Origin of the sequence: Pseudomonas sp. dw_612, assembly GCF_018449725.1 — a bacterium.
In the GTDB taxonomy this organism is placed as follows: domain Bacteria; phylum Pseudomonadota; class Gammaproteobacteria; order Pseudomonadales; family Pseudomonadaceae; genus Aquipseudomonas.
The window spans coordinates 1-14,270 of sequence record NZ_JAAVVC010000028.1 but is presented as its reverse complement, the minus strand read 5'-3'; the positions used below and the strand labels follow the sequence as shown (position 1 = coordinate 14,270).

At 59.5% G+C, this 14,270-nt stretch carries 14 protein-coding genes; 9 read left to right on the top strand and 5 right to left on the bottom strand.

Going from position 1 to position 14,270, the window contains the following annotated elements; all coding sequences use genetic code 11:
- Positions 1-149: 149 nt before the first annotated feature.
- From cysT to HB680_RS29575, 3 genes are read left to right on the top strand one after another with little or no spacing between them, the layout of a single operon-like run.
- Positions 150-968: a sulfate ABC transporter permease subunit CysT gene (gene cysT / locus HB680_RS29585; RefSeq protein ID WP_123402746.1), complete on the top strand. Its 819-nt coding sequence runs from the start codon at positions 150-152 to the stop codon at positions 966-968.
- A gap of 13 nt (positions 969-981) precedes the next feature.
- A complete protein-coding gene (gene cysW, locus HB680_RS29580; protein ID WP_054050211.1) occupies positions 982-1,854 on the top strand; it encodes a sulfate ABC transporter permease subunit CysW in 873 nt (290 codons plus the stop codon).
- 3 nt (positions 1,855-1,857) lie between these two features.
- Complete coding sequence (locus tag HB680_RS29575) at positions 1,858-2,847, top strand: sulfate ABC transporter ATP-binding protein (RefSeq protein WP_213941851.1); 990 nt, start codon at positions 1,858-1,860, stop codon at positions 2,845-2,847.
- A 90-nt stretch (positions 2,848-2,937) separates the two neighbouring features.
- Here HB680_RS29575 and HB680_RS29570 read toward each other — a convergent pair whose 3' ends face one another.
- The gene (locus tag HB680_RS29570) at positions 2,938-3,456 is read right to left on the bottom strand and encodes an Mpo1-like protein (RefSeq protein ID WP_213941850.1); all 519 of its coding nucleotides are present in this window, start codon (positions 3,454-3,456) and stop codon (positions 2,938-2,940) included.
- An 85-nt stretch (positions 3,457-3,541) separates the two neighbouring features.
- On the opposite strand from HB680_RS29570, the gene HB680_RS29565 reads away from it, so the two are divergent.
- The 4 genes from HB680_RS29565 to HB680_RS29550 all read left to right on the top strand — a co-directional run bounded on the left by HB680_RS29565 (position 3,542) and on the right by HB680_RS29550 (position 6,365).
- The gene (locus HB680_RS29565; protein ID WP_213941849.1) at positions 3,542-4,228 is read left to right on the top strand and encodes a Crp/Fnr family transcriptional regulator; all 687 of its coding nucleotides are present in this window, start codon (positions 3,542-3,544) and stop codon (positions 4,226-4,228) included.
- A 185-nt stretch (positions 4,229-4,413) separates the two neighbouring features.
- Positions 4,414-4,779: a response regulator gene (locus tag HB680_RS29560; RefSeq protein ID WP_149658989.1), complete on the top strand. Its 366-nt coding sequence runs from the start codon at positions 4,414-4,416 to the stop codon at positions 4,777-4,779.
- Between the two features lie 112 nt (positions 4,780-4,891).
- Positions 4,892-5,140 carry a helix-turn-helix transcriptional regulator gene (locus HB680_RS29555; RefSeq protein WP_213941848.1) on the top strand — a complete coding sequence of 83 codons (249 nt, stop codon included), beginning with the start codon at positions 4,892-4,894 and terminating at the stop codon, positions 5,138-5,140.
- On the top strand, positions 5,133-6,365 hold the full coding sequence (locus HB680_RS29550; protein ID WP_213941847.1) for a type II toxin-antitoxin system HipA family toxin: 1,233 nt from the start codon (positions 5,133-5,135) through the stop codon (positions 6,363-6,365). The genes HB680_RS29555 and HB680_RS29550 overlap by 8 nt, the downstream gene beginning before the upstream one ends.
- Positions 6,366-6,509: 144 nt before the next feature.
- Here HB680_RS29550 and HB680_RS29545 read toward each other — a convergent pair whose 3' ends face one another.
- On the bottom strand, positions 6,510-7,514 hold the full coding sequence (locus tag HB680_RS29545; protein ID WP_213941846.1) for an AraC family transcriptional regulator: 1,005 nt from the start codon (positions 7,512-7,514) through the stop codon (positions 6,510-6,512).
- Positions 7,515-7,614: 100 nt separating this feature from the next.
- Between HB680_RS29545 and HB680_RS29540 the strand changes: the two genes are divergently transcribed.
- Positions 7,615-8,688, top strand: coding sequence for a fatty acid desaturase (locus HB680_RS29540; protein ID WP_213941845.1), 1,074 nt, complete (start codon positions 7,615-7,617; stop codon positions 8,686-8,688).
- Between the two features lie 118 nt (positions 8,689-8,806).
- On the opposite strand, the gene HB680_RS29535 is transcribed toward HB680_RS29540, so the two are convergent.
- From HB680_RS29535 to HB680_RS29525, 3 genes are read right to left on the bottom strand one after another with little or no spacing between them, the layout of a single operon-like run.
- Positions 8,807-10,417, bottom strand: coding sequence for an arylsulfatase (locus tag HB680_RS29535; RefSeq protein WP_213941844.1), 1,611 nt, complete (start codon positions 10,415-10,417; stop codon positions 8,807-8,809).
- Positions 10,418-10,431: 14 nt separating this feature from the next.
- Entirely contained in the window at positions 10,432-11,247 is an 816-nt protein-coding gene (locus HB680_RS29530) for an ABC transporter ATP-binding protein (RefSeq protein ID WP_213941843.1), read from the bottom strand.
- The gene (locus HB680_RS29525) at positions 11,244-12,842 is read right to left on the bottom strand and encodes an ABC transporter permease subunit (RefSeq protein ID WP_213941842.1); all 1,599 of its coding nucleotides are present in this window, start codon (positions 12,840-12,842) and stop codon (positions 11,244-11,246) included. Before HB680_RS29525 ends, HB680_RS29530 begins: the two co-directional genes overlap by 4 nt.
- Before the next feature lie 398 nt (positions 12,843-13,240).
- Here HB680_RS29525 and HB680_RS29520 point away from each other — a divergent pair, with 398 nt between their 5' ends.
- Positions 13,241-14,254: an ABC transporter substrate-binding protein gene (locus tag HB680_RS29520; RefSeq protein ID WP_213941841.1), complete on the top strand. Its 1,014-nt coding sequence runs from the start codon at positions 13,241-13,243 to the stop codon at positions 14,252-14,254.
- Positions 14,255-14,270 lie beyond the last annotated feature (16 nt).

Sequence of the window (14,270 nt, the reverse complement as noted above, 5' to 3'; positions counted from 1 at the left end):
AAGCTCAGGCGCATGACATGTGGGAGCGGGCTTGCTCGCGAAAGCGGAGTACCAGTCAACATTTTTATCGACTGACACTCCCTCTTCGCGAGCAAGCCCGCTCCCACATGAATGCGTTTAGCTGATTGATTTTTTGACCAAGGACTTTTATGTCGCGTCGTATCTCCCCCGTCATACCCGGCTTCGGGCTGACGCTGGGCTACACCTTGGTGTACCTCAGCCTGATTGTGCTAATTCCACTGGCGGCGATGTTCGTGCATGCCGCCCAGCTCACCTGGGATCAGTTCTACGCCATCGTCACCGCGCCTCGGGTGCTGGCGGCGTTGAAGTTGAGCTTCGGCACCGCGCTGTACGCCGCGATCATCAACGGCATCATCGGCACGCTGCTGGCCTGGGTGTTGGTGCGCTACACCTTCCCCGGCCGCAAGATCATCGACGCGATGATCGACTTGCCGTTCGCCCTGCCCACCGCCGTGGCCGGTATCGCGCTCACTGCGCTGTACACGCCGACTGGTCTGGTCGGGCAGTTCGCCGCGGACATGGGCTTCAAAATCGCCTACACCCCACTTGGCATCACCCTGGCGCTGACCTTCGTCACGCTGCCGTTCGTGGTGCGCACGGTGCAGCCGGTATTGGCCGACATCCCTCGTGAAGTCGAAGAAGCCGCCGCGTGCCTCGGTGCCAAACCGTTGCAAGTGTTCCGCTACATCTTGGTGCCTGCGCTGTTGCCGGCCTGGCTGACCGGTTTCGCCCTGGCGTTTGCCCGTGGCGTCGGTGAGTACGGCTCGGTGATTTTCATCGCCGGCAACATGCCGATGAAAACCGAAATCCTGCCGCTGCTGATCATGGTCAAGCTCGATCAATACGATTACACCGGTGCTACCTCCATTGGCGTGTTGATGCTGGTGGTTTCCTTCGTCCTGTTGCTGCTGATCAACTTGCTGCAGCGGCGCATCGAAACCCCATAAGGAGGCGCGAACCATGTCCCAATCGTCTATTGCGGCCGCCTCTTCGGCCAACGCCGCTCGCCGTGGCAGTGCTACCTCGCGGCGCATCCTGATCGGCCTGTGCTGGCTGGTCTTCACCCTGTTTTTACTGTTGCCGCTGTTTATCGTGGTGTCCCAGGGCCTGAAAAACGGCTTGGGCGCGTTCTTCACCGCGATCTTTGAACCGGACGCCTTGTCAGCCCTGAAACTCACCGTCATCGCGGTGCTGATTTCGGTGCCGCTGAACGTGGTGTTCGGCGTCAGCGCGGCGTGGTGCGTGAGCAAATACTCGTTCCGTGGCAAGAGCATGCTGGTGACGCTGATCGACCTGCCGTTCTCGGTATCGCCGGTGATTGCCGGTCTGGTCTATGTGCTGATGTTCGGCGCCCAGGGTCTGTTCGGACCGTGGTTGCAGGATCACGATATCCAGATTGTCTTCGCCTTGCCGGGCATCGTGCTGGCGACGATTTTCGTCACCGTGCCGTTCGTGGCCCGCGAGCTGATCCCGCTGATGCAGGAACAAGGCACCCAGGAAGAAGAAGCCGCACGCCTGCTCGGCGCCAATGGCTGGCAGATGTTCTGGCACGTCACCGTTCCCAATATCAAATGGGGCCTGATCTACGGCGTGGTGCTGTGTACCGCGCGGGCGATGGGTGAGTTCGGTGCGGTATCGGTGGTTTCCGGGCACATTCGCGGGGTGACCAACACCCTGCCGCTGCACGTCGAGATCCTCTACAACGAATACAACCACGTGGCCGCGTTCGCGGTAGCGAGCCTGTTGCTGATCATGGCGCTCTTCATCCTGCTGCTGAAGCAGTGGAGCGAAAACCGTATTAACCGCCTGCGCGCCAGCGCCGCGGAGGAATAATTCATGTCGATCGAAGTGCGTAACGTCAGCAAGAATTTCAACGCGTTCAAGGCCCTGAACGACATCAGCCTGGACATCCAGAGCGGCGAACTCGTGGCGCTGCTCGGCCCGTCGGGCTGCGGCAAGACCACGCTGCTGCGGATCATCGCCGGCCTGGAAACCCCGGATCAGGGCAGCATCGTGTTCCACGGCGAAGACGTTTCCGGCCACGACGTGCGTGATCGCAACGTCGGGTTCGTGTTCCAGCACTACGCCTTGTTTCGCCATATGACGGTGTTCGACAACGTCGCGTTCGGCCTGCGCATGAAGCCGAAAAACCAGCGCCCGAGCGAAAGCCAGATCGCGGTGAAAGTCCACGAACTGCTGAACATGGTGCAACTGGATTGGCTGTCGGATCGCTACCCGGAGCAACTGTCCGGTGGTCAGCGTCAGCGGATTGCCCTGGCCCGCGCCTTGGCGGTGGAGCCGAAAGTGTTGCTGCTGGACGAACCGTTCGGCGCACTGGATGCCAAGGTGCGTAAAGAACTGCGTCGCTGGTTGGCGCGCCTGCACGAAGACATCAACCTGACTTCCGTGTTCGTGACCCACGACCAGGAAGAGGCGATGGAAGTGGCGGACCGCATCGTGGTGATGAACAAGGGTGTGATCGAGCAGATCGGCTCACCGGGTGACGTCTACGAAAACCCGGCCAGCGATTTTGTGTATCACTTCCTCGGCGACTCGAACCGTCTGCACCTGGGCGACGACAATCACGTGCTGTTCCGACCGCACGAAGTGTCGCTGTCGCGGCATGAGCTGGAGGATCACCACGCGGCTGAAGTGCGGGACATCCGGCCACTGGGCGCCACGACCCGGGTGACGTTGAAGGTGGAAGGGCAGAGCGAGTTGATCGAGGCCGAAGTGGTGAAGGATCACGACAGTCTGGTCGGGTTGGCCAAGGGTGAGACGTTGTTCTTCAAACCCAAGGTTTGGCAGAAAGTCGCCAATATCTAAAGCAAAAGCTTCGCGAGCAAGCCCGCTCCCACATTGGATCTGTGTCGTACACAAATCCAATGTGGGAGCGGGCTTGCTCGCGAAGGCGTCCTATGCGGCGGCGCGATTCGGATTAATTCTCACCCCACCCACCCGCGCCTCAATCTGCTCCTTGAGGTCATGCCGCAGCCCCAACAAAAACGCCAACTCCGCCACCACAAACAACGGCCCCACAATCAACCCCGTCACATCATCGACAAACGCCGGTTTGCGTCCTTCGTAATGATGGCCGACAAACTGAATCGCCCAGCCAATCACAAACATCCCCACGCCGCTGCTCAGCCAGATCATTGTGCTTTGCTGCGCGAGCAGTTGACCCGCCCAGATGCACAAGCCCAACAACACCGTCATCAGCACGCCGAGGCGCAACTCCAGGCGCAGGTAGAACCACGCCGACGCGAACGCCAGCAGCATCGCCGGCGAAACCCAGCCTCCGGCCCATTGCGGCCGTGACAGTAAAACCGCCACTGCCACCACAATCAGCGGAATGCCGATAAAGTGGCTGGCGATATTGCGTGGGTCACGGTGGTAGGCGGCGTATTGACTGAGATGGTCAACGAGGCTTTTCATTGTTATTCCTCCTGTAGGGTGACGGATCATGCCCCGGCTGCGGATGGTTGCTCTGTCAGCGAGGCGACAATCTTTAGGAGACTTCATGGATATGCAGGCCTGGCGTCCACGTCTGATGAGTGGTCAGTGGTTCAGTCATTTACCCGCTCCCTTTCAGGATAGCCTGCTGGCAGCGGCCAGGGTGCGGCGGCTGTCGCCGGGTCAGCGCCTGTTCAAGCGCGGCGATCCGCCGTGCGGCCTGTACGCGGTGCTCGAGGGGGCGGTGCGCATCGGGTCGGTGAGCGAACAGGGCAAAGAGGCGTTGCTGAGTCTGGCCGAAGCGCCGCATTGGTTTGGCGAAATCTGCCTGTTCGATGGCCAGCCGCGGACCCACGATGCCTATGGTGTGGGTCAATGCGTCTTGCTGCATATCCCGCAGTTGGCGTTGCTGAAATTGCTCGATGAACAACCGGTGTACTGGCGGCAATTGGCGCTGTTGATGAGCCACAAACTGCGACTCACCTTCATCAGCCTCGAACAGCTGAGCCTGATGCCGGCCCCGGCCCGCCTGGCTCATCGGCTGCTGATGATTGCCGAAGGCTACGGCGAAATCGACCAGCCTCGGCGAGTGCTGCAACTGCCCCAGGAACAGTTGGCGTCAATGCTGTCGTTGTCGCGCCAGACCACCAACCAGTTGCTCAAGGAGTTGCAGGGGCAGGGGATTATCGGGTTGGGCTACGGCGAAATCGAAATCCTCGATGCCGAGCGGTTGCGGGCACTCGCCACGATCTAACGCCCACCACCGAACCTTGTGGGAGCGGGCTTGCTCGCGAAGGCGTCGTGTCAGCCACCAACAATGCCGACTGACACTCCGCCTTCGCGAGCAAGCCCGCTCCCACAGGGGAATATGTTGAAGTTTGTGATGGGCAACCAGCCCAAACGCGCCTAGCCTGTACCCCTGATCAATCGAGGTGTGCCATGCGTGTCCTGTTAGTGGAAGACGAACCCGAAACCGCCAAATTGCTGGCCAACGGCCTGAACGAGGCGAGCTATTCGGTGGATGTGGCGCTCAACGGCATGGACGGCCGGCGCTTTATCGAGTCCGGCGAATACGACCTGATCATCCTCGACGTCATGCTCCCAGGCCTCAACGGCTGGCAGCTGCAACAACAAATCCGCAAACTCGGCGAAACCCCGGTGCTGTTCCTCACCACCAAGGATGGCATCGAAGATCGCTTGCGTGGATTGGAGCTGCATGAGGACGATTATCTGCTCAAACCATTTGCCGTGAGTGAACTGGTGGCGCGGGTGCGCAAGCTGTTGCGGCGGGATCGGGGGCGCTGATTTCTAGTGTCTGGTCAAAAAATGAACTGGACTTCGTTTGGTAACTGCATTAAATACAATGCATATCCACAATCTGTGGGATTTTGCACTGTATATGATGCAGGTTTAACAAATGGAAAGCCTTGGTGAACTGATCCGAACATTGCGTAAAGAGAGAAAGCTGTCTCAGCAGGCACTGGCGCAACAGTACGGAATGAGCCGTGCGACGATCTCGGGTATCGAGAACAACACTCTCTCTGAAATCGGTATTCGAAAGGTTGAGGCAATTCTCAATGGTTTTGGGTACGAACTCACGGCCGTCCCTCGGCAATCGAAGCGTCCGACTCTGGACACACTGAAAAAGGTGAACTTCCATGGTTGAGCCGCAGGAAATGGACCGGTTGCACATCAGTGTCTCCGGTGCCGCGGTGGGAGCCCTCGGTCGTGGTCAGTCTCGCGATGATTCGATCTTTACCTATGGTGAAGACGCACCAGAAGAAAATGCTGTTTCGCTGACCATGCCGACTCGCCTTGAAAGCTACACATGGGAACGAGGTGTACCGCCGGTTTTTGAAATGAATCTGCCGGAAGGCTCTTTGCGCGACGAGTTGATTCGCCGCTTCAGCAAAGCGGTTCGTGGGTTTGACGACTTCGCGATGCTGGCCATAGTCGGCCCTTATCAGCTAGGGCGAGTGGGCATAGCAAACGCACAAGATGAGACAGACCGGCCACCCGAGACCAGCCTTTCAGACCTGCTGGTGCATGACGGTGCTCAAGGCTTGTTTGAGGATCTGATGCACACCTATGGTCAATATTCGGGCGTTTCTGGCGTGCAACCGAAAGTACTTGTCCGTGACAGTGCGGCAACTGCCGACCGTTTTACCCATCGAGGGGCAACGCACCTCGTCAAAGCATTTCGGCCGGAGGAATATCCTGAGCTAGCTGCCAATGAATACTTTTGCATGCGGGCTGCGTTGCATTCGGGTCTTGAGGTGCCGGAGTTCGAACTCAGCGAGCACGGTAAATTTCTCGTCGTCAAACGCTTCGATCTGAACCTCAACGGCTATTTGGGCTTTGAAGACTTCTGTGTGCTCAACGCTTGGCCTTCGCGGGCCAAATACGATGGTTCTTACGAAGGTGCTGCGAAACAAATCAAAGAATTCGTTTCTCCCCCGTTGCTCAATCAGGCACTTGAGTCTTTTTTCAAGATCGTCGCGCTGTCATCCGGTCTCAAGAATGGCGACGCCCACCTCAAGAACTTCGGCGTGCTTTATGAACATTGCGGTGCCGATGCACAGATCAGCCTTGCGCCGGCCTACGACATCGTCACCACTTCGGTTTACATCAAGACTGACAGCATGGCTTTGCTATTGGGTGGTTCGAAGGCCTGGCCAAAATACAAAATGCTCATGCGGTTTGGTCGGTCAGCCTGCAACTTGACCGAAGGCCGCTGCAATGAATTGCTGCAGCAAGTCGCCCACGGGATGGATGTGGCGATTACTGAGATGGCTCATTACATCAAGGCCAACAGCGGTTTTTCTGAAGTTGGCGAAGCGATGATGGAGCAGTGGAAATCTGGCGTGGCACGAAGTCTGATCAAAAACTGAGAGAGTTTTGGTGATTTGAAGATCGCCTTCGCGGGCAAGCCTCGCTCCTACAGGATATTCGTCAGTCGTGAATACAGCGTTGACCTGTAGGAGCGAGGCTTGCCCGCGAAGAGGCCGCAACAGACAACACATTTCCCAAACCCGTCAGCGCAACCCATCCCGAAACTGCCCCGGTGTCATCCCGGTCCAGCGTTTGAACGCGCGGCTGAAGCTGCTGGTATCGGCAAACCCCAGCAGATAACTGATCTCACTCAACGAACACTGCGGGTCACGCAGGTGCAGCAGCGCCAGGTTTTCGCGGCTTTCGTTGAGCAGCGTGTCGAAGCGACAGCCCTCATCTGCCAGGTGCCGTTGCAGGCTACGCAAGCTCAGGTGCAGCGTCTTGGCGATGTGTTCGGCGCTGGGTTCGCCTTCGGGCAGTTGTTCTTCGATGGCGTCGCGTACCTTGCGCTCCCAGGTCAGCGGTTTGAGCTGGGCCAGGGTGCGTTTGAGCACGGTTTCATTGTGTTCGGCCAATTCCGGGTTGGCGTCGTCCAGGTGGCTTTCGAAGTCCACCAGGGCGAACTCCAGGCGATCTTCGTCGGCGGCGAAGTACACCGGCGAGCGGAAGACTTTGTGCCATTGATGCGAGTCCGCCGGTTCCGGGCGGCGCAGGTACACCGCCAGCGGGGCGTAGTCGCGGCCCAGGCGATTGCGGCAGGTGCGCACGTAGATCGCGGCAAAGGCATCGATGGCTTCGAAGGCCGGGGCCGGGTTGCCGGGTGGGACTTTCAGGCGAAAACGGTAGCGATCCTCACCGCGAGTCAATTCCAGTTCCAGCGCATCGCTGACCACCTGGTGATAACGCACGATCCGTTCGAACACTTCCCGCAGACTGCCGCTGGCCACCAGCGCATAACCGAGCGCGTGGAACGTGGTCGGGCTGACAAAACGCGACACCCGCAAGCCAATCGCCGGGTCGCCGCTGACCTGCACGGCGATTTCCCACAGGCGTGTGGTGTTGGACAACGGATAACGGGCGTTAGGGTCGTCCATCAATTGCGGGTCAAGCCCCGCCTGTTGGCACAGGGCGGTGCTGTCGAGGCCCAACGCATCAAGTTGCTTGCGCAGGGCGCGGGTCCAGCTGGCGAGGGAGGTCGGTTCAGTCATGCTGATTGGCGCTTCCGGTCAACAGGTTGGCGTTCACGGCTACCACGTTGTGAGGGTTCACAAGGCAGGATGCGAACATCAATAACCAGAGGATGGAAGCATGGACGGTACTTCTGCAAGTCCCCAGCGACTGAATGCAGCCCAACGATCAGCGCATATTCGCGAATTGGTGCTGGCCAGAGGCGTTGAACTGCGAAAACGCTACCCGATTCTCAACCATCAGGACGCCTTGGGCGCGGGCATTCTGGCCTTCGCGCTGGCCGGGATGATCGGCTCGGCAGCGCTCTACATCACGGGGCACATGGCTGGGTGGGTGTGCCTGTTGCTCAACGCCTTTTTCGCCTCGCTGACCCACGAACTGGAACACGACCTGATCCACAGCATGTATTTCCGCAAACAGCGGCTGCCGCACAACCTGATGATGGGCCTGGTCTGGCTAGCGCGACCGAGCACCATCAACCCGTGGATTCGCCGGCATCTACACCTCAATCACCACAAAGTGTCCGGCACCGAAACCGACATGGAAGAACGCGCCATTACCAACGGCGAACCCTGGGGCTTCGCCCGGCTGCTGATGGTGGGCGACAACGTGATGTCGGCGTTCATTCGCATGCTGCGGGCCAAGACCTGGGCGCACAAATTCAGCATCATCAAGCGCACCTTGAAGGTCTACGCGCCGCTGGCGTTGGTGCATTGGGGCGCGTGGTATGTGTTTCTCGGTTTCCACGCGGTCAATGGCATTGTGTCTTTGCTGGGCACGCCGATCGAATGGTCAGCAACCACGTTGTCGGTGATGCAGGTGATCGACATCGCGGCGGTGGTGATCATCGGGCCGAACGTATTGCGCACGTTTTGCCTGCACTTTGTCAGCTCGAACATGCACTACTACGGTGACGTCGAATTGGGCAACGTGATCCAGCAAACCCAAGTGCTGAACCCGTGGTGGATGTGGCCGATGCAGGCGTTCTGCTTCAACTTCGGCAGCAGCCACGGGATTCATCATTTTGTGGTGAAGGAACCGTTTTACATCCGCCAGATGACCGTGCCGGTGGCGCATAAGGTCATGCGTGAGATGGGGGTTCGGTTCAATGATTTCGGGACGTTTGGGCGGGCGAATCGGTTTGTTCGCAAAGAGGAAGTTCAGGGCCAACCGGTAGACGGTGTGCGGGTCTGACGGCCTCTTCGCGAGCAAGCCCGCTCCCACAGGGATATCGGGTGTTCACAAATTTTGTGTTAACTGAAGATCCAATGTGGGAGCGGGCTTGCTCGCGAAAGCGGTCGCTCAGACAACATCAATCCGGCTGAAACGGCGACTCACTCAAAATCACTCCAGTCTCATCTACATACTTCTGCCAATGCTCAATCAGCGCAGTCAGTTTGTCCGGCCGCAACAGCGCCAAATCATGAATCTCCCCCGGATCACTCCCCAAGTCATACAACTGCCAGGTTGCCGGCCCTACTGGCCCTGGGATGTAAACCGCTTTCCACTGCCCCTGCCGAATCGCCCGGCGTCCGAACAACTCCCACCCGGTCACCGTGTGTTCGTCATGCACCTGCGCCGTCTCGCCGGACAGAAACCCCAGCCACGATTTGCCACGCAGCTCCGCCACGTCCTTGCCACGCCAGCGCTTGCCGGGATGGCGCACGCCGGCCAGGTCGAGAATCGTCGGCGTGATGTCCATCACCGTGCCAAACCCATGGCTGATCTGCCCTTTGAGCGACAGCTGCGGGTAATGCACCAGCGCCGGCACGCGAATGCCGCCCTCAGTGGTAAATGCCTTGAACAACCGTGACGGCGCCGTCGCGACCTGGGCCCAGCTCGGCCCGTACCAGACGTAGGAATTGGCGCGGCCGATGTTGTCCAGACTGTTGTCGTAATGCTGATTCAGGTAGGTCAGCAACTCCGGGCCGAATTTCGGGAAGGCTTCCAGCAGCGCCCCTTCAGCGCCGTTATCGGACATGAACAGGATGAACGTATTGTCCAGTTGCCCCTGCTTGCGCAAGTAGTCGACGACGCGACCAATGTTCCAGTCCATGCGCTCGACCATCGCCGCGTAAACCTCCATGGCCCGCGCAGAAATTTGCCGTTGTTCGTCGCTCAAGGCGTCCCATTGCGCGTTCAACTGGATGAGTGGATGGGGTTCTACGTCGGCATCGATCAAGCCAAGGGATTTGAGTTTTTCCAGGCGTTCCAGGCGCAACACTTCCGGACCCGCGTCATAGCGCCCGCGATATTTTTCCACCACCTCCGCTGGCGCCTGCAACGGCCAATGCGGCGCGGAGAACGGCAAATAAGCGAAGAACGGCCGGGTCTGATCACGCTCCTTGAGGTACTGCAACAGCTTGTCGCCAAAGGCGTCGGAGGAATAGAAGTCCTTCGGCAGTTCATCGATGAAAGTGTCGTCCTCGATGTACAACGCCGGGGTGGATTTCAGCAGGCCCGGCGTGTGTTCATCGTAGGTCGGTTCGAAACCATAGTGGTTGGCGGCCCCCGGTAGCAGCGAGAACGAACGCTCGAAACCACGGGCGTGCGGTGCCAATTCCGCGGTCAGGCCCAAGTGCCATTTGCCGCTCATCAACGTCTGGTAACCGGCCTCGCGCAGCAGTTCCGGCAACGCCACCACCCGGTCGTTGAGGTGACCTTCGTAACCCGGTTTGCCGATCAATTCCGGGGTCAGCGCTTCGGCCATGGTGCCGATGCCGGCGATGTGGTGGTCGGTGCCGGTGAGCAGCATCGAACGGGTGGGCGAGCAGGTCGGTGCGGTGTGGAAATCGGTCAGGCGCAGGCCGTTGTGGGCCAGGGCATCGAGGTTCGGCGTGGCGATTTCGCCGCCGAATGCGCCGATATCGGAAAAGCCCAGATCATCGGCCAGGATCACCAGAAAGTTGGGACGTTGCGGCATCAATAGTCTCCTGTTCAGCAGGCAATGAAGGACAGCGGCAAATCGCGGATCTGCACCGGCACGGCGGGTTGGTAGTGGTCGTCGCTGGTGAGTTCGTGCAGCAGCTCTTCGCGCAATTGGTGGAAGTCGAAACTGCTGCGCTGGCGCGGATGGGGCAGGGCGATATCGACCACTTGCTTGATCCGTCCGGGGCGCGGTTCCATCACCACCACGCGGTCGGCGAGGAAGATCGCTTCTTCCACATCGTGGGTGACCAGGATTGTGGTGATTTTCGCCCGACTGCGAATCGCCAACAGCTCGTCCTGCATCTGTTGGCGGGTCAAGGCATCGAGGGCGCCGAAGGGTTCGTCCAGCAGCAGAATCCGTGGGCTGGCGACCAGCCCTCGGGCGATCGCCACCCGTTGCGCCATGCCACCGGAGAGCTGGTGCGGGTAGGCGCGGGTGAAATCGGTAAGGCCGACCAGTTCGATGAAATCGTTCACGCGTTTTTGCTTTTGCTCGACGCTCAACGGTTCGTTGACCAGGCCCAGGCCGATGTTGTCGGCCACCGTCAGCCACGGAAATAAACGGTGTTCCTGAAACACAATGCCGCGCTCGCCACCGATGCCGGTAACGGCTTTGCCGTCCACGGTGATCTGTCCGCGAAACTGCGTATCGAGCCCCACCAGCAAGCGCAGCAGCGTCGATTTTCCACAGCCGCTGGAGCCGACAATGGCGACGAATTCACCCTCGGCGATCTCCAGGTTGAATTCGCGAATCGCCTCCAGTTCAAAGCCATCGACATCGAAGGATTTGCCCACGTGGTTGAAGCTGACAATCGGTGCGTTCATGCGTGTCTCCAGCGGGTCGCGCGGATTTCCAGGCGTTGGCCAATAAGGTTGAGCAGGGCGCCGGTCAGGCCCACCAGGAGCATGCCGGCCATGATCAGGTCCATGCGCAGCAGTTGTTGCGCGCCGATCATCTGGCTGCCGATGCCGCCATTGGACGGCATGAAATATTCAGCGCCGATGGTGCCGAGCCAGGCGTAGATCAGGCTCAGGCGCAGGCCGGCGAAAATCCCCGGCGCCGCCCCCGGCAACACCAAACGACGCAGACGCTGGCCGAGGTTCAGACGCAGCACTTGCGCGGCTTCATTGAGCTGCGGCGAGAGGTTGGCGACGCTGCGTTGGGTGGCGATGAACAGCGGGAAAAACGCGGCGAGGGCGACGAACACCCACTTGGCCAATTCCCCCAAACCAAACCACGCGGTGAGCAGCGGCACCCAGGCGAAAATTGCGATCTGGCGGATGGCGGCGAGGGTTGGGCCGAGCACCCGTTCACTGGTGCGCGACAAGCCCAGCAGCAGGCCCAGTGCAAATCCGAGACTGCCCCCGAGCAACAGACCACCGAGGGTGCGGCCCAGGCTCAGGGCCATGCCGCCGATCAAAGTGCCGTCGAGCAAGCCGTGCCAAGTGGTTTGCAAAACCGTCAGCGGACTGACCAGAATATTCGCGTCGACCCACTGCTGATCCGTGGTCACTTGCCACAGCACCAGCAATGCCAATGGCAGCAGCCAGGGTTGCAGGCGTTGCCAGCCTTCATACCGAGGTCCGCGCCGAATCTCGGCAGTCGCCGGGTGCGGCCAGTGCACCAGTTTCTTATCCAGCAGGCCGATGCCGCGATCCATCGCCACACCGATCAAACCAATCACCACGATCACCACGAACACGATGTCGAGCATGAACAACTGCCGCGCCCAGACCATCAGGTAACCGATGCCTTCGCTGGAGGCCAGCAGCTCAACCGCCAGCAACGAGGTCCAACCGGCCGCCAGTGCCAACCGCACGCCGGCCATGAACGCGGGCAGTGCGGCCGGCAATATCAGGCGCCGAATCAACAAACGGGTTGGCAAGCGCAGCACGGCAGCGGCTTCGCGTAATTTGGGTTGCGCGTCGCGCACGCCGACCAAGGTGTGCAACGTCACCGGCACCACGATGGCCTTCACCAGCACCACCAGTTTCAGCACTTCGCCGATGCCGAAGAACACCATGAACAACGGAATCCAGGCCAGGGTCGGGACTTGCGCCAACCCGGCGAAGGTCGGGAAGACCAGACGCTCCAGGCGCCGACTGAAACCCAGCGTCGCCCCCAACACTGCACCGGCGCTGACCCCGGCCAGCAAACCCCAGAACAAGCGTTGCAGGCTGATCCACAGATGGCTCCATAACTCGCCTTGGGACAGTTCGACAGCGCTGCTCCAGATCAGTGACGGCGCTGGCAGGATTTGTTCGCTCATCCAGTGATTGCGGCTGGCCAGCCACCAGAGGGCGAACAGGCTGATCGGCAACAGCCAGGGCAACAGGCGTTGGCTCAGGCTCGGCCACAGGCGTTGGCCGTTGAGCGGCGGCGCAAGCAGCGGCAGGCTGAGAAGGGAAACACGGGCCATGGATGACCTCCGTTGTCGGGTTGCAAAACTGGCCTGTCCTTGTGGGAGCGGGCTTGCTCGCGATGACGGTGTGTCAGGCAATGAAGATGTCGACTGTCCCGACGCTTTCGCGAGCAAGCCCGCTCCCACAGGGGCTCGGTGTATGCAAAATCGATCTATAAAAATTTAAATCAATGCTATTGAGAGATAAGCCAAGCCATTTAAGGCCTACAGCCCACACGCATCCAATGCATTCGAAGAATATTTTCGATGCTGTTTATGCATACCCACCCGAGAGCCACGCGTTAACTGGCATAGATCAAAAAGCTATAAAAATGTGAATTTATAGTATTTAAGTGCTGAGCCCTATTCAGCCTACGTTCTGCTCCTCAACGCCGTCGCCACCAGGAGCCGCACCCATGAATCGTCCCTTCAAACGTGTCATCAGTCTGTTCGCCATACCGGCGTTGGCGGGGTTGTTGGCGTTCACTGCCCACGCCGACGAACTCAAGGAAATCCGGATCGCCGTGCCCGACCTCAGCGCCGGCACCCAGCACAGCGGCGGCGGGATCGCGGACGTATTACGTGACCAGCAGATCTACGAAAAAGCCTTCGCCGATCAGGGCATCAAGATTCAGTGGAGTTTCTTCAAGGGCGCAGGACCGGTGATCAACGAAGCGTTCGCCAATGGTCAGGTGGACTTGGCTTACCTGGGGGATTTGGCAGCGATCATTGGCAAGTCCAATGGTCTCGATACGCGGCTGCTCAGCGCCTCCGCACGGGGCGTGAAACAGTATCTGGGCGTGGTGCCCGGCTCGGGGATCAAGACCCTGCAAGACCTCAAGGGTAAACGCGTGGCGATCTTCCGCGGCACCGCCACGCAGCTGTCCTTCGATGCGGCGCTGGCAAGCCAGGGGTTGAGCGAAAAAGATGTGAAGGTCATCAATCTGGACTTCAACGGCGCGGTGGCGGCGTTGGCGGCCAAGCAGATCGATGCGTCGTGGGGCAGTTCCGGGCTGACGGCGTTGCAAGCCAAGGGCCTGGCCGAGCTGCCGCTTAACACCAAGGATCTGGGGGGCGCGGGCAGTGTGCAGGCGGTGTTGGTCGGCACGGGCAAGTTTGTCGATGAGCATCCTGATGTCGTCGCAAAACTGCTGAAGGCGCAGCAGCAAGCGGTGGAGTGGCTGACCCAGGACAGCAACAAGGACGCGTACATTCAGTTGGTGTCGGGGCTGGCGAGTTATCCGCCGCTGATCCTGACTCAGGATCTGAAGGATCAAAAGTTGAGCGAGATTTTCCCGTCGACGCTTGACCCGGTGTTCCTGGGGAAACTGCAGGATGCGGTGGATTTGGCTTCGCAGCAGAAGTTGATTCGCAAGCCGTTCAAGGTGACGGATTGGGTGGTGCCGGAGTTGGCTGCTGCAAAACTCTGAATCTGTAGCGCCTGTG